The organism is Mesorhizobium sp. M2A.F.Ca.ET.039.01.1.1 (genome assembly GCF_003998035.1).
Classification (GTDB): Bacteria; Pseudomonadota; Alphaproteobacteria; order Rhizobiales; family Rhizobiaceae; genus Mesorhizobium.
This window is the reverse complement of record NZ_RZRY01000003.1, coordinates 21,201-41,895: the sequence shown is the minus strand read 5'-3', so window position 1 is coordinate 41,895 and position 20,695 is coordinate 21,201. Positions and strand designations below refer to the sequence as shown.

The window sequence follows — 20,695 nt, the reverse complement described above, 5'->3', positions numbered from 1 at the left end:
GTCATGGCTATATGATGGGAAAGGCCGGGCTCCGTTTCAATCGGCAGGGAATATCGCATGACCGAACTGACCAACAAGACCGAAACCGCGGGCGATGGCGACGGGCCGCGAAAGATGCTGACGCCGGCCGCGAGCCGCGCGCTGGCGGAGGCCGAGGCCAGGCGCAGGGAATATCGCGAGGCCGAGGCAAAATTGCCGAAGGAAATCGGCGGCCGCGGCGGCAAGGAACCCGGCCGCTATGGCGATTGGGAGGTGAAGGGCCTCACCAGCGACTTCTGACAGGAACCGGTTTCCGAGCGGAATCTGCCGAATAGTGGTCACGCAGATTGCATGCGTTGAGGATTGGTGAAAGGTCATCACTTCGTCATCCTATGGCGAAGCAAGGAGCGAAGCGACGCGCGCAGACCATAGGATCCATTCCGTGACGTCGAGGCGTTTCGGCGGTCCAGAATTCTGCTCCGCTGCATTCCTCGGCCAAGGTCACGGAATGGATCCTCGGGTCTGCGCTCCGCTGCGCGTCGCTCCGCCCGTGGATGACGAAGTTCGTAAGCTTCGGCCGATCTCGAAGGTCTGGTTGATTTGGCGAAACGAACGGTGAAAATTTCACCTGCCGACAAGCCTGCAATCCGTCAAAGTCCCTGTACGAGGGACTAGGCCGCAGCCCGTGTCGGCGACAAAACGATGAAACCACTTTCGTCGACCGCAATGCCGATCTCGTCATAGGAACGGATCGTCGGGTGCGGTGTGACGAGCGGGTGGACGTGCGTGGCGCTGATCACCATCACCGAGGCGCCGGAAGCCTCGCCCGCCGCGATGCCTGCCGGCGCATCCTCGAAGACCAGGCAGTCGCGCGCCTCGACTCCAAGATGCTTTGCCGCCAGGAGAAAACAATCCGGCGCCGGCTTGCCATGGGTCACGTCTTCCGCCGTTACCATCATGGCGGGAACTGGGATGCCGGCCGCCTGCATGCGCAGCAGCGCCAGCTCGCGCGGCGCCGAGGTGGCGATGGCCCAGCGCTCCGGCGGCAGCGATTCCAGGAACGAGACGGCGCCGGGGATAGGGACGATGCCTTCGAGGTCGTCCGCCTCGGCCTTGAGCAGCGCATCGGCTTCCGCAACCACATCGACGCCCGGAAGCATCAATCCGCCGATCGTCTCGATCGCCCGCTTGCCATGGATGGTCGGCAGGAAGGTGGCGATGTCCAGCCCGTGACGCTCCGCCCACTTCGTCCACACCCGTTCCGCCGCGGCGATCGAATTGAGCACCGTGCCGTCCATGTCGAACAGGAAGGCGGCGAACTTTGAGCCTGCGAACATCGGATTTCCTGGAGAATCGTTTTCGGGGAGGGCGAAACGTGGTACCCAGTTTAGACCGGCCAGCACTGGCTGAGAAGGCGAGATACCCACCATTTCAATTTCGCACGGGAACAACCTCCGGTTCGTTGCGTTGAAGAGGCTGTCTTCCAAAATCGCCACGGAGCCAAAACCACCAAGGGGGCATGCGATGCTGATCCGGCTCGGCTATGAAATCGCCATCGAATGCGCGGCGGCGACGCCGATCATCTCGCTTCTCGACATCCATCCCGACCGGCATGCCGACATCAAGCGGCAAACGCGGGTCCTGACCTCGCCCTCGGTGCCGACCCGGACTTATCACGACCGCCACGGCAATATCTGCCGTCGCTTCACGGCGCCCGCCGGAAGCTTCCGCATCCTCTATGACGCGGTGATCGAGGACAGCGGCGAGACGGACGAGGTCAACACGCTGGCGCGAGAAACGCCGGTCGCGGAACTGCCCGACGACGTGCTGACCTATCTGCTCGGCAGCCGCTATTGCGAGACCGACCACCTCGGCAGCATCGCCTGGCAGCTTTTCGGCCAGCTCCCGCCCGGCTGGGCGCGCGTTCAGGCGATCGTCGACTATGTCAACAGCCGGCTCTCCTTCGGCTACGGCTACGCTCGCGCCACCCGCACGGCGGCCCAGGCGCATGAGGAGCGTGTCGGGGTCTGCCGCGATTTCGCGCATCTGGCGATCACGCTTTGCCGATGCATGAACATTCCGGCGCGCTACGTGAACGGCTATCTCGGCGATATCGGCGTGCCGGCCGATCCGGCCCCGATGGATTTTTCTGCCTGGATGGAAGTCTTCCTCGACGGCAAATGGTACACGTTCGACCCGCGCCACAACCGGCCGCGCATCGGCCGGGTCGTCATCGCGCGCGGCCGCGACGCCACCGACGTGCCGCTGCTGCACAGTTTCGGTCCGCACCGGCTCTCTCTTTTCAAGGTGTGGACCTACGAGCAGGAAGGCAATCGCTTCAATCCTCCGCATCACGGCGTCGATCGGACGGTGAGCGCGCAGATGTTAGCCTAGGCTCGACAGACCCTGCGCCGTGCCATGTTTCATCGGGGCCGCCGACCCGCTTCGGCACAGCCCGATCGTGCCAAACAGGGATCGGACGCGACAGTCCTCAAGATCATGGTAAGCGCTTCATGAAGCTGGCTTCGCCAGCGCATTCTCGTTAACTTCCTGTTCACCCTCAACTTTGCCGAAAGCAAGCAGAAACAATGCACTAACCGCCTGTTAAGCGTCTTTCGGCGGCTTCTGGCCGAAATCCTGCAACGCCTTTGCCGAGCGGCGCAGCGCCGCAGACAGTGGAGGCGGAAGGCATGCGGCAGTTCAGAGGTGTCGTTCGTGGGGTGGACGGCTTTAGCCGGAATCGCGAAGGCAATTTCGCGGTTCTGTTCGGAGCTGCCGTGTCTGTCCTCGCGCTGGGGGTGGGATTCGCGGTCAACATCTCGCAACTCAACAATGCGAGCTCGAGCTTGCAGGGTGTCGTCGACGCGGCCGTGACCTCGACGGCCCGCGATCTCACCCTCGGCGTCATCACGGAAGCCGACGCCAGCAAAACGGTGCAGGCATTCCTCGACGCCAACGGCACCGCCGGCATCCTGATGCAGGCCGACCAGGTGGTGCTGGACAAGCTTACGGTCGACAGGACAGCCAACACCGTGCAGGCCGATGCGCATGCCGATGTCGGCCTCTTCTTTCCGCTGTTCAGCACCGACAGCATGCGCCGCGTGACCGCTTCGACCACCGCGCTCTACTCGGACAAGACGGTGGAGGTGGCGATGATGCTCGATGTTACCGGTTCGATGGCTCCCGACTGGCGCGCCAAGACCAACAAGATCGGCGACCTGAGGACCGCCGCGTCACAGACGGTCAAGGGTCTCCTGGATCAGAATCGGGACCCCAATGATCCCCGGATTCGGGTGTCGATCATCCCCTATGCCGAAGCCGTCAACACCGGCCGCCTGGCCGACACGGTCTTCGTGGAGACCGAGATGGGGCCGAAAGTGCCGCCGCCGATCGATACCGCGGTGCCGGTTTCTGCCACGGTGTCCGACAATTGCGCAACCGAGCGCAAGGACAAGGACGGCTACGTCGATTACTCGTCGGACGGGCCCTACACGCAACGGCGCGACAATCAGGGCAGGATCTATCTGGCCAAGGTCAACCGCGACTACCGTGTGAAGGTATGCCCCACGGCCACTCTGGTTCCGCTTACTGCCGATGAGGACAAGCTGGTGACGGCGATCGAACATTTTCAGGCCGGGGGCGTGACCGCAGGCGGCATTGCCGCGCAGTGGGGCTATTACATGCTCTCGCCATCCTGGCGTACGGCTATATCGAGCGCTCGCCTAGGCGCCGGCCCCGCCAACTTCGATCGCAACAGGGTGGCCAAGATCGCCATTCTGATGACGGACGGCCAGTTCAACACCGCCTTTGCCGGCGGACGCGGCGCGTCCAGGTCGCAGGATCAAGGTCAGAAGTCGCGCGCCAATGCCGAAAACATCTGCGATAACATGAAGCGCGACGGCATCGAGATATTCACCATCGCTTCGATCTCAACGATCTGGCGATGACCGCAACCGAACGCGATCAGGCCAAGTCCGTGTTGAAGGACTGCGCGACCGACGACACCTCGTCGCTCAAGCATTATTACGAGGCCGCCAACGGCGCCGAATTGTCCCATGCCTTCGGCGAAATCAGCCGCAATATCGAGAAGCTCACAATCAGCCGCTGACCTGCAGCGCCGACCCCAAAGCGCGTCGCGATCTTTCAGATTCGCTCCATGCGCTTTTACGTTTTTGACTTTACGCATTTCTCCCAAAACCGGTTCCCACCTTCGGGAGACACGCCTCATACGGAAAAGGCCGCCGCTTCTTGACGAAGCAGGCGGCCTTCCGTGTTTCCGTCCATGACGCGGCTCCTGGCGGCAACCCCTTCGGGTTACCTGCCGCGCGTCTCGCGCCTTAACGGGAAGACTGCTTCCCGGAAGTGCAATCCGCAGAGCTCACGTTATGGAAAACGAAATCACTCGACATCGGATCACCTCCTTTCGGTTTGTTGAACACACCCCAATGATGGGGTGCGTTGCAGCAAAAGACAAGAGGGCAGGTCAGAGGAAGCGCATCGGCGCGCCGATCCCGATCCGCGCCGGCCGGTCGACGGTGCAGTAGACGCCGAGATTGTGGGCGTTGTGGCGAACCAGGTTGCGCAGGATGCCGGGGTCGGTGTCGAAGCCGTCCTGGGCGATGATGGTGAAGCCGCAGCGGCGGCAGGGTTCGGAGACGGTGAGTTCAAGATCGCCGACCGCGAGCTTTCTTCCGATCCATTCCGTCTCCGGGAAGGCGCCTTCGACAGGCGCCATGTCGACGACGATGTTGGGCCGGAAGCGGCGCGGATCGGGCGTGCCCTCCGGATGCAGGGCCTTCAGGCGGGCCAGCGAGGCAGTGGTGAGCAGATGGATCGGCGTTTTGGCATAGCGGGCTGCGGTCAGCGGCCCGGTATGGAAGGGCGCCGCGTTCTCAGCGCCGAACGGACGGATGGAGGCCGCGAAGCCGAGGAAGGCCGAAATCGCGCGGTCGCTTTCCGGGTCGGGCGCCGGCAGCCAGCCGCCGCCGGGCACGGCGACTTCCAGGCGCCATTCCTTGCTCATCGGGGCCCCGCTCAGCCGGGTGCGAATAAGCGGCACTTTGTGCCACTTTGTTTCGCGGTCTGGCCTTGCGATCTCGCCGTCGGAAGCATCGACCAGTCCAAACAGCCGGTCACCATCGACAGTCGTCGTGCCGACCGAAATGGCGTCGAGCCGCTCGCCGGCGAGCGAGCTCGCCGGATAGCGCCAGAGCTGGCTGACGGAGCCGAGGATCGTCTCGCCGGCCATCAGCCTCTCTTGTTCTGGCGGTTGACGACGAGGTCGTCGACCACGGCCGGGTCGGCGAGGGTCGAGGTGTCGCCCAGCGAACCGAAATCGTCCTCGGCGATCTTGCGCAGGATGCGGCGCATGATCTTGCCGGAACGGGTCTTGGGCAGGCCGGGCGCGAACTGGATCTTGTCCGGCGTGGCGATGGCGCCGATCTCCTTGCGGACATGGGCGACGAGTTCCTTGCGCAGATCCTCGCTGCCCGTCTCTCCGGCCATCAGGGTGACATAGCAGTAGATTCCCTGCCCCTTGATGTCGTGCGGATAGCCGACGACCGCGGCCTCGGAAACCTTGTCGTGGCTGACCAGCGCCGATTCGACCTCGGCCGTGCCCATGCGGTGCCCGGAGACGTTGATGACGTCGTCGACGCGGCCGGTGATCCAGTAATAGCCGTCGGCGTCGCGGCGGCAGCCGTCGCCGGTGAAGTACTTGCCCTTGTAGGTCGAGAAATAGGTCTGCACGAACCGCTCGTGGTCGCCATAGACGGTGCGCATCTGGCCCGGCCAGGAATCGGTTATGCAGAGATTGCCGTCGGTGGCGCCTTCCAGCACCTTGCCTTCACCGTCGACCAGCTGCGGCTGAACGCCGAAGAAGGGCCGGGTGGCGGAACCGGCTTTCAGGTCCGTGGCGCCGGGCAGCGGCGTGATCAGGATGCCGCCGGTCTCGGTCTGCCACCATGTGTCGACGATCGGCACCTTGCCGTTGCCGACGACGTTGAAATACCACTCCCAGGCTTCCGGGTTGATCGGCTCGCCGACCGACCCCAGAACGCGCAGCGACTTGCGTGAGGTCTTCTTCACATGGCCGTCGCCGGCGCCCATCAGCGCGCGCAGCGCCGTCGGCGCGGTGTAGAAGATGTTGACCTTGTGCTTGTCGATGACCTCCCAGAAGCGCGCCTGGGAGGGATAGTTCGGCACGCCCTCGAACATCAGCGTGGTGGCGCCGTTGGCCAGAGGTCCGTAGACGATATAGCTGTGGCCGGTCACCCAGCCGACATCGGCGGTGCACCAATAGACGTCGCCGTCATGGTAGTCGAAGACATATTGGTGCGTCATCGAGGCATAGACGAGATAGCCGGCGGTGGTGTGCAGGACGCCCTTCGGCTTGCCGGTCGAGCCGGAGGTGTAGAGGATGAACAGCGGATCCTCTGCCTTCATCTTCTCCGGCTTGCATTCAGCCTTCACCGAAGCGACTTCGTCGTGATACCAGACGTCGCGACCGGGAGCCCAGCCGACCTTGCCGCCGGTGCGGCGCACGACCACGACCTTGTTGACCATCACGAAGTTCCTGGCGGCGATGTCGATCGCCTTGTCAGCATTGTCCTTCAGCGGAATGGTCTTGCCGCCGCGCAGACCTTCATCGGCGGTGATGACGAAGGTCGATTCGCAGTCGACGATGCGGCCGGCGAGCGCGTCCGGCGAGAAGCCGCCGAAGACGATCGAATGGATGGCGCCGATGCGGGTGCAGGCGAGCATCGCATAGGCCGCTTCCGGGATCATCGGCATGTAGATGGTGACGCGGTCGCCCTTCTTGACGCCGTGCTTCTTCATCACATTGGCGAGCCGGCATACATGTTCGTAAAGCTCGTTGTAGGTGATCTTCCTGTCGTCGTAGGGATTGTCGCCTTCCCAGATGATGGCGGTCTGGTTGCCGCGCTTCTTCAGGTGCCGGTCGATGCAATTGTAGGAGACGTTGGTCTGGCCGTCCTCGAACCACTTGATCGAGACCTTGCCGTCGAACGAGGTGTTCTTGACCTTCGTGAAAGGCTTGAACCAGTCGATGCGCTTGCCGTGCTTGCCCCAGAACTTGTCCGGGTTCTTCACGCTGTCGGCATACCATTTGAGGTAGGTATCGTTGTCGATCAACGCGTTCTTCTTCCACGCCGGCTGGACGCGGTGGACATGCACATCGGACATTTTCTGCTTTCCTCCCAAACCACTCTCGCCGGCTTGAGCCGCCAGCGGCATCGCGGCAAAACGGCCGCGAATTCGCGGGCATTATTAACAGTTCCGTCGTGGCGGCAATATTAGACGTTGGATTCGCGCGGCGGGATGACGCAGGGGCAAGCGCCCAAGGCTACTAGCACTCCCGCTGGGCGGCTGCTAACCGCCTGTTTTAATGAGAAAAATTTTTAGGGACCTCGCAAAAAACCATAGACAGTTAAGCAACCGTGCGCACAATTCGGCGTTGGGAGGAAGGAGAATCAACCAAGGAAACGCAATGCGCGACAATTCCGAAATGGACCTGATGCTCAGGGGATATGGGCTGACCACGGCCAAGATCCTTTACCACTATCCGGACCACCCGCACCTGCTGCAAAGCTTTGTCTGGCAGGATTACGACATAGCGCCGCAATTCCCGGTGCTGATCCGCTTCATCGAATTCTGGAAGACCAAGCTCGACGGACCGCTGCATTCGGTGACGTATACCCACCAGAGGCTCGTCGCGCCGAATGAGTGGCGGAAGGTCGATGGGGAGTTTCTGGTGCACTGAGGCGTTGCCCAGAAGTTCTCTGGACGTCGAATGTTTGGCGGAAACGCCTGTGACTTCGTCATCCACGGGCGGAGCAAGGAGCGAAGCGACGCGGCGCAGACCCGAGGATCCATTCCGTGACTTCGAAGCGTTGCGGCGATCCAGAATTCTGCTCGCCGCGCCTACGATCGAGGTAACGGAATGGATCCTCGGGTCTTCGCGACGCCGCTTCGCGGCTGCTTCGCCCGTGGATGACGAAGTTCAGAGGGCTGCGGCTAATCTCGCGCGTTCACGCTCGCGCTGAGGGGGCAGCTTCAGCGCCGGCGATCACACCGCCGGCGGGTTCAGCCGGGCGAAGCCTTCTTGGCGCCGATAGGGGAAGTAGGGATAGGGCGCCGTCACCGCGCTCGCTTCGTCGAGCGCCTTGATCTGTTGGGGCGTCAGCGTCCAGCCGACGGCGCCGAGGTTCTGGCGGAGCTGTTCCTCGTTGCGCGCGCCGATGATCACCGACGACACGGTCGGCCGCTGCAGGAGCCAGTTGATGGCGACCTGCGGCACGGTCTTGCCGGTCTCGGCGGCGACCGCTTCCAGCGCATCGACCACCTTGAAAAGATGCTCGTCCTCGACCGGCGGGCCGAAATCGGCTGTGCCGTGCAGCCGGCTCTTTTCCGGCAAGGGCTGGCCGCGGCGGATCTTGCCGGTCAGCCGGCCCCAGCCGAGCGGACTCCACACCAGGGCGCCGACGCCCTGGTCGAGGCCGAGCGGCATCAGTTCCCACTCATAGTCGCGGCCCACCAGCGAATAATAGACCTGATGCGCGACGTAGCGCGGGTAGCCGTGTTTGTCGGCCAGGCCGAGCGATTTCATCACCTGCCAACTGGAGAAGTTGGAGACGCCGACATAGCGCAGCCTGCCGGAGCGCACGAGGTCGTCCAGCGCCGACAGCACTTCCTCGATCGGTGTCGAGGCGTCGAAGGCATGGAGCTGCAAAAGGTCGATATAGTCGGTGCCGAGACGCTTCAGCGCCGCGTCGACGGAGCGGATCAGGCGGGAGCGCGACGAGCCCCAGTCGGCCGGACCGTCGCCCATCGGCAACGACGTCTTGGTCGAGATCAGCACCGCGTCGCGACGGCCCCTGATCGCCTCGCCAAGCACCTCTTCCGAGACGCCGTTGGAATAGACATCGGCCGTGTCGAAAAGATTGACGCCCGCCTCCAGGCAGATGTCGACCAGCCGGCGCGCCTCTTTCGCGTCGCTGTTGCCCCAATGGCCGAAGAGGGGACCGGAGCCGCCAAAGGTTCCGGCGCCGAAGGAAAGCGCCGGCACTTTCAGGCCGGAGGCGCCGAGAGGTCGATAATCCATCTTTTTTCTCCTGATTGGATGTCGAAGGGATCGGCGTTCAGCACTGCGCCGTGACCGGCTTGCCGATCGCGCTGCCGCGTTCGAGACGCAGCGCCATGAGCACCACGCCGAGCGCGGCGATCGGCACCAGGCCGGCGACGAGGGGGACGGCGCCGAGGCCGGGGCCGTGATCGATGACGAAGCCGCCGAGCCAAGCGCCGATGGCGTTGCCGAGATTGAAGGCGGCGATGTTGAAGGAGGAGGCCAGGCCCTGGCCGGCGCCCTTGGCCTTCTCCAGCACCCACATCTGCAGCGGCGCGACGGTGGCGAAGGCGGCGGCACCCAGCAGGCCCACGGCAATGATCGCCGTGATCGGCTGATGGATCGCCGCGGTCATGAGGAACAGCACCGCCGACAGCGCAACCAGCGTGCCGACGACCGTCGGCACAAGGTGCCGGTCGGCGAGGCGTCCGCCAAGCAGGTTGCCGGCGACCAGCCCGCCGCCGAAGACGAGCAGGATCGGCGAGACGGCTCCCTCGGAAAAGCCGGTGACGCGGGTCAGGATCGGCGCCAGATAGGTGAAGGCAGCAAAGACGCCGACCCAGCTCAGCACCGTGGTCAGGAGGCCGAGCAGCACCGCCCGGCGGCCGAGCACGGCGAGCGTGCCTTCGGAGCTTTCCTCTTCGTCTGCTGCTACCGGTTCGTCGCGCGGCACGAGCAGCGCGATCACGGCAAAGGCGATGACGCCGACCAGCGTGACGGCGAGGAAGGTGGAGCGCCAGCCATAGGCCTGGCCGAGCCAGGTGCCGAAGGGCACGCCGAGGATGTTGGCGACGGTGAGGCCGGTGAACATCAGCGCGATGGCCGAGGCCTTCCTGTTGGGCGCGACCAAGCTGGTGGCGACGACGGAGCCGACGCCGAAGAAGGAGGCGTGGGCGAAGGCGGTGAGCACACGCGCCGCCATCAGCGTCCAGTAGTCGGGCGCCAGTGCGCAGGCCAAGTTGCCGACGGTGAAGACCACCATCAGCGCAAGCAGCAAGGTCTTGCGCGGCAGCCGGCCGGTCAAGGCGCCAAGCAGCGGCGCGCCGATGACGACACCCAGCGCGTAGCCGGAAATGAGCAGGCCCGCGGCCGAGATCGAGACGCCGAGATCGGCGCTGACATCGAGCAGCAGACCCATGATGACGAATTCAGTGACACCGATGCCGAAGGCGCTGGCGGTGAGGGCATAAAGAGCAAGGGGCATGGCAGGATCCGTTTGGTGCTGAAGGACGCCCAAGTCCCGCGCCCCGATGCCGAAGATCGTGATCCGTCGAGCTGTGAACCAGTCTTGCAATGGGCATATTTTCTGTGAAATAAATTCACAAATGGCGCGACCCGAAATCAACCGCTCCGGCGAGATCGAAGTGTTCGTCCGCGTCGCCGAGACGGGCAGTTTTTCCGCCGCGGCGCGGGCCTTGCGCATGACGCCCTCGGCGGTGAGCAAGCTGATCGCGCGGCTGGAGGCGCGGCTCGGCGCGCGGCTGGTCAGCCGCTCGACACGCAAGCTGCAACTGACACCGGAGGGAACCAGCTTTTACGACAGCGGCCTGCGTATCCTTGCCGATCTTGATGCGGCGGAACGCGAGGCGGCCGCAGGCGCCGCGCCGCGCGGAAAGCTCAGGGTCAACTCCTATGTGCCGTTCGGCCAGCACCGGCTGATGGAATTGCTGCCGCGTTTCCTGGAGCGCTATCCCGAGATTTCCGTCGAAGCGGTGCTGACCGACAATGTCATCAACCTGTTGGAGGAGCGGGCCGATGTCGCCATACGCGCCGGACCGCTTAGCGAGTCGCGCCTGGTGGCGCGCAAGCTCGGCCAGAGCCGGATGGTGCTGGTTGCGTCCCGCGCCTATCTCGCAGCACGCGGCACGCCGCGCGCATTGTCCGACCTTGCCCGCCACAACATGCTCGCCTTCGGCTTCGCCAGGCATATCGACGGCTGGCCTTTCATTGATGCCGCGGGCAAATCGATCATCCTGCCGATCGTCGGGAACATGTCGCTGACCGATGGCGAAGCGATGCGGCTGACGACATTGGCCGGAGCGGGCATCGCAAGATTGGCGCGCTGGCATGTCGAGCCCGACATCGCCGCAGGGCGGCTCGTGCCGCTGCTGGAGACGTTCAATCCCGGCGACGAGGAGCCGACGCACGCCGTCTATGTCGGCCACGGCAAGCATCTGCCGGCGCGGGTGCGGGCCTTTCTCGACTTTCTCGCGGAAACTGTCCGGCTCTGAAATGGAAGAGCCGCGCTTAGACAGCGCGGCTCCCGAAAAAAACCAGCCTATTGGAGATAGATCACGCCTTCGGCACGAACGGCGCCGGACGCCGGCCGGCACTCTGCCGCTCAAGCATCCAGCCGGGATATTCGGCGGGCAGCGCGCTCACCTCGTCGAGCCTGGCAAGATCGTCGGCATCGAGCTGCAAGCCGGTAGCGGCGAGGTTCTGCTCGAGCTGGTCCATGCGGCTGGCGCCGATGAGGACGCTCATCACAAAAGGTTTTGCCAGCACGTAGCCAAGCGCCACGGTGGCAACGCTGACGTCATGCTTCTTCGCCACCTCGCGCATGACGGCGACCGCCGCCCAGGCGCGGTCTTCGTTGACCGGCGGGAAGTTGAAGGAGGCGCGGCGGCCCTCGCCATTGCCGGGAGCGCCAGGGCCGTATTTGCCGGAGAGCAGTCCGCCGGCCATCGGCGACCAGACCATCAGGCCGAGCTTCTCTTCGTTGATCAGCGGCACGATCTCGCGCTCGAGATCGCGGCCGGCGATCGAGTAATAGGACTGAATGGTCTCGAAACGGGCGAAGCCCTTGCGCTCGGCAATGCCCAGCGCCTTGGCGATGCGCCAGGCCTGCCAGTTGGAGACGCCGACATAGCGCACCTTGCCGCTGGCGACGAGATCGTCGAGCGCGCGCAGCGTCTCGTCGATCGGCGTCACCGTGTCGGTGCCATGCAACTGGTAGAGATCGATATGGTCGAGCTGCAGCCGCTTCAGGCTGCCGTCGACGGAATCCATGATGTGGCCGCGCGACGAGCCGCGCTCGTTCGGGCCGTTGCCCATCGCGCCATGCACCTTGGTGGCGATGATGACGTCCGAGCGCTTGATGCCGAGATCCTTGAGCGATTGTCCGAGCAATTGCTCGGACTGGCCGAAGGAATAGACATCCGCCGTGTCGAAGAAATTGACGCCGGCGGCGATCGAGCGGGCGACGATCTCGTTGACGCCCTTCTGGTCGAGACTGGCGATCAGCCCCCATTGGGCATTCTCGCCGGCGGCGCCGAACGTCATGGTGCCGAGGCAGAGTTCGGAAACGAAAAGGCCGGTATTGCCAAGCTGGTTGTAGCGCATGGTGGGATTCCCCGAGAGAAGGAGTGAGTGACCACAAGCAAATAGGAACGGGCCGTTTCGTTTCAAGCGCTGGCACAACCACGGTAGTCAACTTGGCGTGAAGTTGCCCGCCGGCGGATCCCAGAACGGTCAGACTTCCCAGGGATTGAGGACTGTAACGCCGACGCCCTCGAAGTCGGCGACGTTTCGCGTGACCAGGATCAGGTCGTGCACGAGGGCGGTCGCCGCGATAAGCGAGTCGGCGCTCCCCCGTGTGCGTCCCGCCGTTATGCGACCCCAGGCAAGAGCGACCTCCTCCGTGATCGCGAGAATGCGGTCCGTATTGTCTCTTCGAAGTTCTCGCAGCCAGATATCGAGCCGAGCCGCCCTTTCAGGGTCGATCTTACGCTGTTTGACGATTCCTCGCTCGATCTCACCCAGCGTAATGACACTAAGGTTGATCGACGCCGGATCAATCGAAGCTATCCAGGCAGTCGGCTTAGGCAACCGTCTTTGCACGTCCGACACGACGTTCGTGTCCAGCAGATACATCAGAGATCAATGTCCCGGATAATCGTGTCCGAGCGACGGGTGATTTCCTTGTCAAACTCCTCGTCCCAACCTGGACCGCTCAATAGGTACTCGACGAGCGATTTCTTCTTCCCGGCCAAGCGATCGTAGTCGTCTGCGGAGAGGACGACCGCGGCACGTTCGCCGCGAAGTGTCACGGTCTGCGGTCCCTCGGTTCGCGCCCGCTGGACCACTTTCGAGAAATTGTTCTTCGCGTCCTGAAGATGCCAGTTCATCTTGCTGCTCCTAGCTAGCTTGGCTAGATATAACGCGGTAGCCGCAGATATCAATCGATACCGGCGCAAGATACGGGGCGCAGGCTACCGGCTGCCGAAGATCGCCGATCCCACCCGGACGCTGGTCGCGCCGAAGGCGATCGCAGTCTCATAGTCGCCGGACATGCCCATCGACAGTTTTTCAACGCCGGCCTCGCGAGCGAGCTTTTCCAGCAGCGCGAAATGCGGGCCGGGGTTCTCATCGGCCGGGGGGATGCACATCAGGCCTTCGATGGCCAAGCCATGAACGTCGCGGCAGCGCTTGACGAAGGCGACCGCCTCGCGCGGCTCGATGCCTGCCTTTTGCGGCTCGGAGCCGGTGTTGACCTGGACATAGAGTCTTGGCGTCCGGCCTTGCCTGGTCATTTCCCTTGAAAGCTCCGCGGCGATCTTCTCGCGGTCGACGGTCTCGACGACGTCGAACAGCGCGACGGCTTCCTTGGCCTTGTTGGATTGGAGCGGGCCGATCAGATGCAGCTCCAGATCGGCAAATGCCTCCCTCAGCGCCGGCCATTTGCCCTGCGCTTCCTGCACGCGGTTCTCGCCGAAGACACGCTGGCCGGCCTCGATCACAGGGCGGATGTCCTCGGCCGCGAAGGTCTTCGACACCGCCACCAGGGTGACCGCGCCGGGCTCGCGCCTTGCCTCGCGCTCGGCGCTTGCTATCTTCGCCTTGACCGCGTGAAGCTGCTCTACGGCGTTCGTCATGCCACTATCCTGCCTATAGTTTTCATGGCCGGGCCGGCTCGCCGCAGTTGACGGGTCCGGCAATCCATGGTGAACACCGCGACGACATTGTCTCGGCTGCCGGCCTGGGCGTGTCGATATTCGGGCGATGCCGGCCTGCGAATGCCGGCCTGACCTGAATATCAACACACGCCTTAATCCAGCACCGCGCACCTGCTTTTAAGTGAAAAACATCCGATGGCAACCGAACGTTACAATCCGCGCACGTCAGAGCCCAAATGGCAGAAGGCCTGGGCCGAAAAGAAGCTGTTCGAGGCTCGCAACGACGATCCGAAGCCGAAATACTACGTGCTCGAGATGTTCCCCTATCCGTCGGGCAAGATCCATATCGGCCACACCCGCAACTACACGATGGGCGATGTGGTGGCGCGCTACAAGCGGGCCAAGGGCTTCAACGTGCTGCATCCGATGGGCTGGGACGCCTTCGGCATGCCTGCTGAAAACGCGGCCATGCAGAACAAGGTCCACCCCAAGGACTGGACCTACGAAAATATCGCCGTCATGCGCGAGCAGCTCAAGATGATGGGCCTGTCGCTCGACTGGGCGCGCGAGTTCGCGACCTGCGACGTCGACTACTATCACCGCCAGCAGATGCTGTTCCTTGACTTCGTCGAGAAGGGGCTGGTGACGCGCAAATCCTCCAAGGTCAACTGGGATCCGGAGGACATGACGGTGCTCGCCAACGAGCAGGTCATCGACGGCCGTGGCTGGCGCTCGGGGGCGTTGGTCGAGCAGCGCGAGCTGACGCAGTGGTTCTTCAAGATCACCGACTTCGCGCAGGATCTGCTGGATTCGCTCAACCTGCTCGAGGAGTGGCCGGAGAAGGTCAAGCTGATGCAGCACAACTGGATCGGCCGCTCCGAAGGCCTGCTGATCCGCTGGCCGTTGGCAAAACCGGTTGGCGACGCGCATGAGCTCGAAGTCTACACGACGAGGCCCGACACCATCTTCGGCGCTTCCTTCATGGCCGTCGCCGCCGACCATCCGCTGGCGAGGAAGGCCGCAGAGGAGAATGTCGAGCTGGCGAAGTTCATCGAGGAAGTCCGCCATATGGGCACCTCGGTGGCGGCGCTGGAGACGGCCGAAAAGAAGGGCTTCGACACCGGCATCCGCGTCGTCCACCCGTTCGACGAGAATTGGACGCTGCCGGTCTATGTCGCCAATTTCGTGCTGATGGAATATGGCACGGGCGCCATTTTCGGCTGCCCGTCGGGCGACCAGCGCGACCTCGATTTCGCCAACAAATACGGCCTGCCGGTGATCCCGGTGGTGATGCCCGAAGACGGCGACGCCAAGACCTTCCAGGTCATCGAGGAGGCCTATGTCGACGACGGCGTGATGATCAATTCGCGCTTCCTCGACGGCATGAAGCCCGAAAAGGCCTTCAATGAAGTGGCGAAGCTGCTGGAGGCAAAGACGATCGGCGGCCGGCCGATGGCGGAGCGCAAGGTGAATTTCCGCCTGCGCGACTGGGGCATCTCGCGCCAGCGCTACTGGGGCTGCCCGATCCCGATGATCCATTGCGAAGCCTGCGGCGTCGTGCCGGTGCCGAAGGCCGACCTGCCGGTGAAGCTGCCCGACGACATCGAGTTCGACCGTCCGGGCAATCCGCTCGACCGGCATCCGACCTGGCGGCATGTGAAGTGCCCGCAATGCGGCCGCGACGCGCGACGCGAGACCGACACGATGGACACGTTCGTCGATTCGTCCTGGTATTTCGCCCGCTTCACCGCGCCCTGGGCCAATGAGCCGACCGAGCCGAAAGCGGCCGATGAATGGCTGGCGGTCGACCAGTATATCGGCGGCATCGAGCACGCGATCCTGCACCTGCTCTATTCGCGCTTCTTCACCCGCGCCATGCGCGAGACCGGTCACCTCAATCTCGCCGAGCCGTTCAAGGGCCTGTTCACGCAAGGCATGGTGGTGCACGAGACCTACCGTGTCGGCGGCCCGTCCAACAACGGGCGCTGGCTGTCGCCGAGCGAGGTCAGGCTCGAGGATGTCGGCGGCAAGCGCCTCGCCTTTGAGATCGCCACCGGCGAGGAGGCGACGATCGGCGCGCTGGAGAAGATGTCGAAATCGAAGAAGAATACGGTGAGCCCGGAAGAGATCACCGACGGCTACGGCGCCGACACGGCGCGCTGGTTCATGCTGTCGGACTCGCCGCCGGAGCGCGACGTCGAGTGGACAGACGATGGCGCGGCCGGCGCGCACCGTTTCGTGCAGCGCATCTGGCGACTGGTGCAGATCGCCGCCGAATCTCTGCCCGGCGTAAAGCCGGCAGCGGCGAAGGATGGCGATGCGGGCGCCGTGTCCAAGGCCGCGCACAAGATCCTGAGGGCGGTCGGCGAGGACATCGAGAAGCTCGGCTTCAACCGCGCGATCGCCCGCATCTATGAGCTTGCCAATGCGCTGGCGACGCCGCTCAACGACGTCGCCGAAGGCAAGGCCAATGCTGCGCTGAAGGGCGCCTGCCGCGAGGCGGTGGAGATCCTGGTGCACATCATCGCGCCGGTCATGCCGCATCTGGCGGAGGAATGCTGGGAGGCGCTGGGCGGGACCGAGATGGTCGCCGAGCGGCCGTGGCCGGTCTACGATCCGGCGCTGGTCGTCGACAACGAGATCGTGCTGCCGGTGCAGGTCAACGGCAAGAAGCGCGGGGATTTGACAATTGCCCGCGACGCGGATCAAGGTGCCGTCGAAAAAGCGGTGCTGGCTCTCGACTTCGTGCAAAAAGCACTGGAGGGTAAGGCTCCGCGCAAGGTGATCATCGTCCCGCAGAGGATCGTCAATGTCGTTGCCTGATCCGGTGAAGCCACAAGCGATCCGCCTGCGCGGCCGCCTGGCGGTCTGCGGCATGGTCGCCGCGCTTGCGCTGGTCTCGGCCTGCACCGTGCGGCCGCTCTATTCCAACCAGCCGCTGTCGCCCGGATCGCAGCTCAGCGCGTCCGCCGAGCTCGCCTCGATCTCGATCAAGCCGGTCAACACCCGCTATGCGCAGCAGGTGCGCAACAATCTGATCTTCGCTTTCGGGCAGGGCTCGGGCGAGCCGGCCTCGCCGGCCTACACGCTCGATCTCGGCGTCACCGAACTGGTCGAATCGGCGGCCATCGTGCAGGTGCAGACCCAGGAAGACGAGCCGACGGCGGGCACGGTCACGCTGACCGCCACCTATGTGCTCAGGGACACCGCGACCAACACGGTGATTGCCGTCGGCAAGCGCTCGATCCCGTCGTCCTTCGACCGGCCGCGCCAGGAATTCGCGGCCTATCGCGCCCAGATCGATGCCGAGAACCGCGCGGCGCGCGAGTTGGCCGATCTGCTGCGGCTGTCGATCGCGCAGGATCTGGCCAAGCACGGCAAGAAAGCCTAATTCCTCGCCGGGGATTGGCCGAAGCTTCCCCGACTTCGTCATCCCTGGGCGGAGCAGCCAAGAAGCGGCGTCGCGGAGACCCTGGGATCCATTCCGTTACCTCAACGCGAAGGTGCAGCGGAGCAGAATTCTGCGCCGTTGCGACGCTCGTATGTCACGGCATGGATCCTCGGGTCTGCGCCGCGTCGCTTCGCTCCTTGCTTCGCCCGTGGATGACGATCGCGATGGGCGCTCCGGCCAATCGCCAAGGCATGCGACCCACCAAGGTATAGACACTTTGCCAAGAAAAAAGGCCGGTCACCCGGCCTTTTTCTGGTCTGGCGAGATGTCGGTCTCAGCCGATCTTCTGGCCGGTCTTGGCCCAGTCGGCGAGGAAGGCGGCGAGGCCCCTGTCGGTCAGCGGATGATTGACAAGCGCCTTCAGCGTCGCCGGCGGCGCGGTGACGACATCGGCGCCGATCAGCGCCGCCTGCTTGACGTGATTCACCGTGCGCACCGAGGCGGTCAGGATCTCGGTCTTGAAATCGTAATTGTCGTAGATGGTGCGGATCTCGGAAATCAGCTCCATGCCGTCCGAGCCGGTGTCGTCAATGCGGCCGACGAAGGGCGAGATGAACGAAGCGCCGGCCTTGGCGGCGAGCAGCGCCTGGTTGGCCGAGAAGCACAGCGTCACGTTCACCATGCGCTTCATCTCGGTGCGGATGGTCTTGCAGGCCTTCAGCCCGTCCAGCGTCAGCGGCACCTTGATGCAGACATTCGGCGCGATCTTGGCCAGCACCTCGGCCTCGGCCATCATCTGATTGAATTCGGTCGCCACGACCTCGGCCGAGACCGGGCCTTCGACGATGTCGCAGATCTGCTTGGTGACTTCGGCGATCTTGCCGCCCGATTTCAGGATCAGCGACGGGTTGGTGGTGACGCCGTCGAGAAGCCCCAGATCGTGCAGCTCTTTAATTTCCTTGATGTCAGCGGTGTCGACGAAAAACTTCATGGCTGTCTCCTTGGGGATTGCCCGGCGGGCGCCAGGCAGATGAGAGGGTCCCCTTTGATCTAGACCAAAGTCAGGGCAAGGTCACGCCTGATGATCGAAGATTCGCCCTTTGTCGCGGCCGCGCCGGTGCTGGTGCCGATGCCTGCCGAACGGCCCTACACCTATGCCGTGCCGCCCGGCATGCGCGTGGTGCCGGGCTCGATCGTGCGCGTGCCGCTCGGGCCGCGCCAGGTCGCGGGCATTGTCTGGGACGGCGCGGTCGAGACGGTCAACGCGAAGAAGTTGCGGCCGATCGAGGAGGTCTTCGACTGCCCGCCGATCGACCGGGCCATGCGCCGCTTCGTCGACTGGATCGCGCATTACACGCTGTCGGCGCCAGGCATGGTCGCGCGGATGCTACTCCGCGCTCCCGAAGCGTTCGACCCGGAGCCCTGGATCGAGGGATTGCAGCGCACGCTGGCCGAGCCGGACCGGTTGACGGACGCGCGGCGACGCGTGCTGGAGACGGCCGAAGGCGGGCTGGCCTGGACGCGCTCGGGCCTGGCGCATGCGGCGGGCGTGTCCTCGACCGTGATCGACGGATTGCGGGCGCAGGGCGTGTTCGAGACGGTGATGATCCCGCCGCGGCCGGTCGTGGCCGCGCCCGACCCTTCTCACGCAATGCCGAAATTGATGCCGGACCAGGAAGCTGCGGCGGACAGGCTGCGCTCGGCAATCGCTGCCGATGCCTTCAACGTCACTCTGCTCGATGGCGTCACCGGCTCGGGCAAGACGGAAGTCTATTTCGAAGCGGTGGCGGCGGCCCTCGACAAGGTCAGGCAGGTGCTGATCCTGCTACCGGAAATCGCGTTGACCCATGCCTTCCTCGAACGTTTCCAGGACCGGTTCGGCGCCAAGCCGGCGGAGTGGCATTCGGACCTGCCGCCGCGGATGCGCGAACGCGTCTGGCGGCAAGTGGCCGAGGGCGGCGTGCGCGTCGTCGCCGGGGCGCGCTCGGCGCTGTTCCTGCCGTTCAAGGAACTCGGCCTGATCGTCGTCGACGAGGAGCACGATCCCGCCTACAAGCAGGAAGACCGCGTCTTCTACAATGCGCGCGACATGGCGGTGGTGCGCGGCCATATCGGCGGCTTTCCCGTCGTGCTCGCCTCGGCGACGCCGTCGGTGGAAAGCCGGGTCAATGCCAGCCAGGGCCGCTACGACCGGGCCGTGCTGTCGTCGCGTTTCGCGGAAGCCGCGCTCCCCGATCTGAAGTCGATCGACATGCGGCGCTCGCCGCCGGCGCGCGGCGGCTTCCTGTCGCCGGTCCTGCTGGAACAGATGCAGCGCACGCTGGAGAGGAAGGAGCAGTCGCTGCTCTTCCTCAACCGGCGCGGCTATGCGCCGCTGACGCTCTGCCGCGTCTGCGGCCATCGCTTCGGCTGCCCGGTCTGTTCGGCCTGGCTGGTCGAGCATCGCTTTCGCGGCCAGCTCGTCTGCCATCATTGCGGCCATAATGAGCGGCGGCCGGAGGCTTGTCCGGAATGCGGCACGCTCGACCATCTGGTGGCCTGCGGCCCCGGCGTCGAGCGAATCGCCGAGGAAGTGGTCGCCCATTTCCCGGACGCGCGCACCATCGTGCTGTCGTCTGACCTTCTGGGCGGCGTGCGCCGGTTGCGGCTCGAGCTCGAAGCCGTCGCCAATGGCGAAGCCGACATCGTCATCGGCACGCAACTCGTCGCCAAGGGTCACAATTTTCCCGGCATGACGCTTGTCGGCGTGGTCGACGCCGATCTCGGGCTTGCCAATGGCGATCCGCGCGCCGCCGAGCGCACCTTCCAGCTGCTCAGCCAGGTGACGGGACGCGCCGGCCGCACCGGCAAGAAGAGCCTTGGCCTGCTGCAGACCTACCAGCCGGATCACCCGGTGATGCGGGCGATCGTTTCGGGCGATTCGGAAGCTTTTTACGAGCGCGAGATCGCCGAGCGCGAGCGTGCAGGGCTGCCGCCGTTCGGCCGGCTCGCCGGCATCATTGTGAGCGCGGCGACGCGGGGCGAGGCCGAGGGCCATGCGCGAGGCTTGCGGCGCGCGGCGCCCCAGGCTTCGGACTTGTTCGTGCTCGGCCCAGCCGAGGCGCCATTGTCGCTGATCGGCGGCCGTCACCGCTTCCGCTTGCTTGTCCAGGGTGAACGGCGCGCCGATATGCAGGGTTTCATCCGCGCCATGCTGGCGGAGGGGCCGAAGCTGCGCGGCTCGGTGCGCGTGCAGGTCGACATCGACCCGCAGAGCTTCCTATAAACGAGAAAGACAGCTCAGCGGAG

The 20,695-nt window shown here is 64.3% G+C and carries 19 protein-coding genes; 9 read left to right on the top strand and 10 right to left on the bottom strand.

Annotated elements, in window-relative coordinates; all coding sequences use genetic code 11:
• Positions 1 to 57: 57 nt before the first annotated feature.
• Positions 58 to 279: a DUF1674 domain-containing protein gene (locus EOA24_RS01165; protein WP_126080561.1), complete on the top strand. Its 222-nt coding sequence runs from the start codon at positions 58 to 60 to the stop codon at positions 277 to 279.
• Positions 280 to 650: 371 nt separating this feature from the next.
• Here the strand turns inward: EOA24_RS01165 and EOA24_RS01160 are convergent, their stop codons facing one another.
• Complete coding sequence (locus EOA24_RS01160) at positions 651 to 1,316, bottom strand: HAD-IA family hydrolase (RefSeq protein WP_126080562.1); 666 nt, start codon at positions 1,314 to 1,316, stop codon at positions 651 to 653.
• A gap of 187 nt (positions 1,317 to 1,503) precedes the next feature.
• Here EOA24_RS01160 and EOA24_RS01155 point away from each other — a divergent pair, with 187 nt between their 5' ends.
• The 3 genes from EOA24_RS01155 (at position 1,504) to EOA24_RS44030 (ending at position 4,087) form a co-directional block, all read left to right on the top strand.
• The gene (locus tag EOA24_RS01155) at positions 1,504 to 2,373 is read left to right on the top strand and encodes a transglutaminase family protein (protein WP_126080563.1); all 870 of its coding nucleotides are present in this window, start codon (positions 1,504 to 1,506) and stop codon (positions 2,371 to 2,373) included.
• 296 nt (positions 2,374 to 2,669) lie between these two features.
• Entirely contained in the window at positions 2,670 to 3,926 is a 1,257-nt protein-coding gene (locus EOA24_RS01150; RefSeq protein ID WP_348526010.1) for a pilus assembly protein, read from the top strand.
• Complete coding sequence (locus tag EOA24_RS44030; RefSeq protein ID WP_348526011.1) at positions 3,923 to 4,087, top strand: hypothetical protein; 165 nt, start codon at positions 3,923 to 3,925, stop codon at positions 4,085 to 4,087. The genes EOA24_RS01150 and EOA24_RS44030 overlap by 4 nt, the downstream gene beginning before the upstream one ends.
• Before the next feature lie 375 nt (positions 4,088 to 4,462).
• On the opposite strand, the gene EOA24_RS01145 is transcribed toward EOA24_RS44030, so the two are convergent.
• Positions 4,463 to 5,227, bottom strand: a complete 765-nt coding sequence (locus tag EOA24_RS01145; RefSeq protein WP_126080564.1) for an MOSC domain-containing protein — start codon at positions 5,225 to 5,227, stop codon at positions 4,463 to 4,465.
• Positions 5,227 to 7,182 carry an acetate--CoA ligase gene (gene acs / locus EOA24_RS01140; protein ID WP_126080565.1) on the bottom strand — a complete coding sequence of 652 codons (1,956 nt, stop codon included), beginning with the start codon at positions 7,180 to 7,182 and terminating at the stop codon, positions 5,227 to 5,229. The genes EOA24_RS01145 and acs overlap by 1 nt, the downstream gene beginning before the upstream one ends.
• 304 nt (positions 7,183 to 7,486) lie before the next feature.
• Here acs and EOA24_RS01135 point away from each other — a divergent pair, with 304 nt between their 5' ends.
• Entirely contained in the window at positions 7,487 to 7,759 is a 273-nt protein-coding gene (locus tag EOA24_RS01135) for an usg protein (protein ID WP_126063777.1), read from the top strand.
• Between the two features lie 306 nt (positions 7,760 to 8,065).
• Here EOA24_RS01135 and EOA24_RS01125 read toward each other — a convergent pair whose 3' ends face one another.
• The gene (locus EOA24_RS01125; RefSeq protein ID WP_126080566.1) at positions 8,066 to 9,100 is read right to left on the bottom strand and encodes an aldo/keto reductase; all 1,035 of its coding nucleotides are present in this window, start codon (positions 9,098 to 9,100) and stop codon (positions 8,066 to 8,068) included.
• Between the two features lie 37 nt (positions 9,101 to 9,137).
• Entirely contained in the window at positions 9,138 to 10,325 is a 1,188-nt protein-coding gene (locus EOA24_RS01120; RefSeq protein ID WP_127409488.1) for an MFS transporter, read from the bottom strand.
• Between the two features lie 121 nt (positions 10,326 to 10,446).
• Here EOA24_RS01120 and EOA24_RS01115 point away from each other — a divergent pair, with 121 nt between their 5' ends.
• The gene (locus EOA24_RS01115) at positions 10,447 to 11,352 is read left to right on the top strand and encodes a LysR family transcriptional regulator (protein WP_126080568.1); all 906 of its coding nucleotides are present in this window, start codon (positions 10,447 to 10,449) and stop codon (positions 11,350 to 11,352) included.
• Positions 11,353 to 11,413: 61 nt separating this feature from the next.
• On the opposite strand, the gene EOA24_RS01110 is transcribed toward EOA24_RS01115, so the two are convergent.
• From EOA24_RS01110 to EOA24_RS01095, 4 genes are all read right to left on the bottom strand, one after another.
• Entirely contained in the window at positions 11,414 to 12,463 is a 1,050-nt protein-coding gene (locus EOA24_RS01110; protein ID WP_126080569.1) for an aldo/keto reductase, read from the bottom strand.
• 129 nt (positions 12,464 to 12,592) lie between these two features.
• Positions 12,593 to 12,994 carry a type II toxin-antitoxin system VapC family toxin gene (locus EOA24_RS01105; RefSeq protein ID WP_126080570.1) on the bottom strand — a complete coding sequence of 134 codons (402 nt, stop codon included), beginning with the start codon at positions 12,992 to 12,994 and terminating at the stop codon, positions 12,593 to 12,595.
• Positions 12,994 to 13,248 (bottom strand): type II toxin-antitoxin system Phd/YefM family antitoxin, encoded by a 255-nt coding sequence (locus EOA24_RS01100; RefSeq protein ID WP_126080571.1) that lies wholly within the window; start codon positions 13,246 to 13,248, stop codon positions 12,994 to 12,996. Before EOA24_RS01100 ends, EOA24_RS01105 begins: the two co-directional genes overlap by 1 nt.
• Positions 13,249 to 13,332: 84 nt before the next feature.
• Entirely contained in the window at positions 13,333 to 13,995 is a 663-nt protein-coding gene (locus tag EOA24_RS01095) for a YggS family pyridoxal phosphate-dependent enzyme (RefSeq protein ID WP_126080572.1), read from the bottom strand.
• A 216-nt stretch (positions 13,996 to 14,211) separates the two neighbouring features.
• Between EOA24_RS01095 and leuS the strand changes: the two genes are divergently transcribed.
• Positions 14,212 to 16,839 (top strand): leucine--tRNA ligase, encoded by a 2,628-nt coding sequence (gene leuS, locus EOA24_RS01090; protein WP_126080573.1) that lies wholly within the window; start codon positions 14,212 to 14,214, stop codon positions 16,837 to 16,839.
• A complete protein-coding gene (gene lptE / locus EOA24_RS01085) occupies positions 16,826 to 17,407 on the top strand; it encodes an LPS assembly lipoprotein LptE (protein ID WP_126080574.1) in 582 nt (193 codons plus the stop codon). The genes leuS and lptE overlap by 14 nt, the downstream gene beginning before the upstream one ends.
• A 334-nt stretch (positions 17,408 to 17,741) precedes the next feature.
• On the opposite strand, the gene fsa is transcribed toward lptE, so the two are convergent.
• Positions 17,742 to 18,398 carry a fructose-6-phosphate aldolase gene (fsa, locus tag EOA24_RS01080; protein ID WP_126080575.1) on the bottom strand — a complete coding sequence of 219 codons (657 nt, stop codon included), beginning with the start codon at positions 18,396 to 18,398 and terminating at the stop codon, positions 17,742 to 17,744.
• Positions 18,399 to 18,488: 90 nt separating this feature from the next.
• Between fsa and EOA24_RS01075 the strand changes: the two genes are divergently transcribed.
• On the top strand, positions 18,489 to 20,672 hold the full coding sequence (locus EOA24_RS01075) for a primosomal protein N' (RefSeq protein WP_126080576.1): 2,184 nt from the start codon (positions 18,489 to 18,491) through the stop codon (positions 20,670 to 20,672).
• The last annotated feature ends 23 nt before the right edge of the window (positions 20,673 to 20,695 follow it).

What these genes read in the sequence shown, in the direction of transcription:
- EOA24_RS01150 (WP_348526010.1), top strand. Translation starts at nt 2,670, where the DNA reads ATGCGGCAGTTCAGAGGTGTCGTTCGTGGGGTGGACGGCTTTAGCCGG.
- EOA24_RS01160 (WP_126080562.1), bottom strand. Translation starts at nt 1,316, where the DNA reads ATGTTCGCAGGCTCAAAGTTCGCCGCCTTCCTGTTCGACATGGACGGC.
- EOA24_RS01095 (WP_126080572.1), bottom strand. Translation starts at nt 13,995, where the DNA reads ATGACGAACGCCGTAGAGCAGCTTCACGCGGTCAAGGCGAAGATAGCA.
- EOA24_RS01105 (WP_126080570.1), bottom strand. Translation starts at nt 12,994, where the DNA reads ATGTATCTGCTGGACACGAACGTCGTGTCGGACGTGCAAAGACGGTTG.
- EOA24_RS01120 (WP_127409488.1), bottom strand. Translation starts at nt 10,325, where the DNA reads ATGCCCCTTGCTCTTTATGCCCTCACCGCCAGCGCCTTCGGCATCGGT.
- lptE (WP_126080574.1), top strand. Translation starts at nt 16,826, where the DNA reads ATGTCGTTGCCTGATCCGGTGAAGCCACAAGCGATCCGCCTGCGCGGC.
- EOA24_RS01125 (WP_126080566.1), bottom strand. Translation starts at nt 9,100, where the DNA reads ATGGATTATCGACCTCTCGGCGCCTCCGGCCTGAAAGTGCCGGCGCTT.
- fsa (WP_126080575.1), bottom strand. Translation starts at nt 18,398, where the DNA reads ATGAAGTTTTTCGTCGACACCGCTGACATCAAGGAAATTAAAGAGCTG.
- leuS (WP_126080573.1), top strand. Translation starts at nt 14,212, where the DNA reads ATGGCAACCGAACGTTACAATCCGCGCACGTCAGAGCCCAAATGGCAG.
- EOA24_RS01075 (WP_126080576.1), top strand. Translation starts at nt 18,489, where the DNA reads ATGATCGAAGATTCGCCCTTTGTCGCGGCCGCGCCGGTGCTGGTGCCG.
- EOA24_RS01145 (WP_126080564.1), bottom strand. Translation starts at nt 5,227, where the DNA reads ATGGCCGGCGAGACGATCCTCGGCTCCGTCAGCCAGCTCTGGCGCTAT.
- EOA24_RS01110 (WP_126080569.1), bottom strand. Translation starts at nt 12,463, where the DNA reads ATGCGCTACAACCAGCTTGGCAATACCGGCCTTTTCGTTTCCGAACTC.
- EOA24_RS01100 (WP_126080571.1), bottom strand. Translation starts at nt 13,248, where the DNA reads ATGAACTGGCATCTTCAGGACGCGAAGAACAATTTCTCGAAAGTGGTC.
- EOA24_RS44030 (WP_348526011.1), top strand. Translation starts at nt 3,923, where the DNA reads ATGACCGCAACCGAACGCGATCAGGCCAAGTCCGTGTTGAAGGACTGC.
- acs (WP_126080565.1), bottom strand. Translation starts at nt 7,182, where the DNA reads ATGTCCGATGTGCATGTCCACCGCGTCCAGCCGGCGTGGAAGAAGAAC.
- EOA24_RS01155 (WP_126080563.1), top strand. Translation starts at nt 1,504, where the DNA reads ATGCTGATCCGGCTCGGCTATGAAATCGCCATCGAATGCGCGGCGGCG.
- EOA24_RS01165 (WP_126080561.1), top strand. Translation starts at nt 58, where the DNA reads ATGACCGAACTGACCAACAAGACCGAAACCGCGGGCGATGGCGACGGG.
- EOA24_RS01135 (WP_126063777.1), top strand. Translation starts at nt 7,487, where the DNA reads ATGCGCGACAATTCCGAAATGGACCTGATGCTCAGGGGATATGGGCTG.
- EOA24_RS01115 (WP_126080568.1), top strand. Translation starts at nt 10,447, where the DNA reads ATGGCGCGACCCGAAATCAACCGCTCCGGCGAGATCGAAGTGTTCGTC.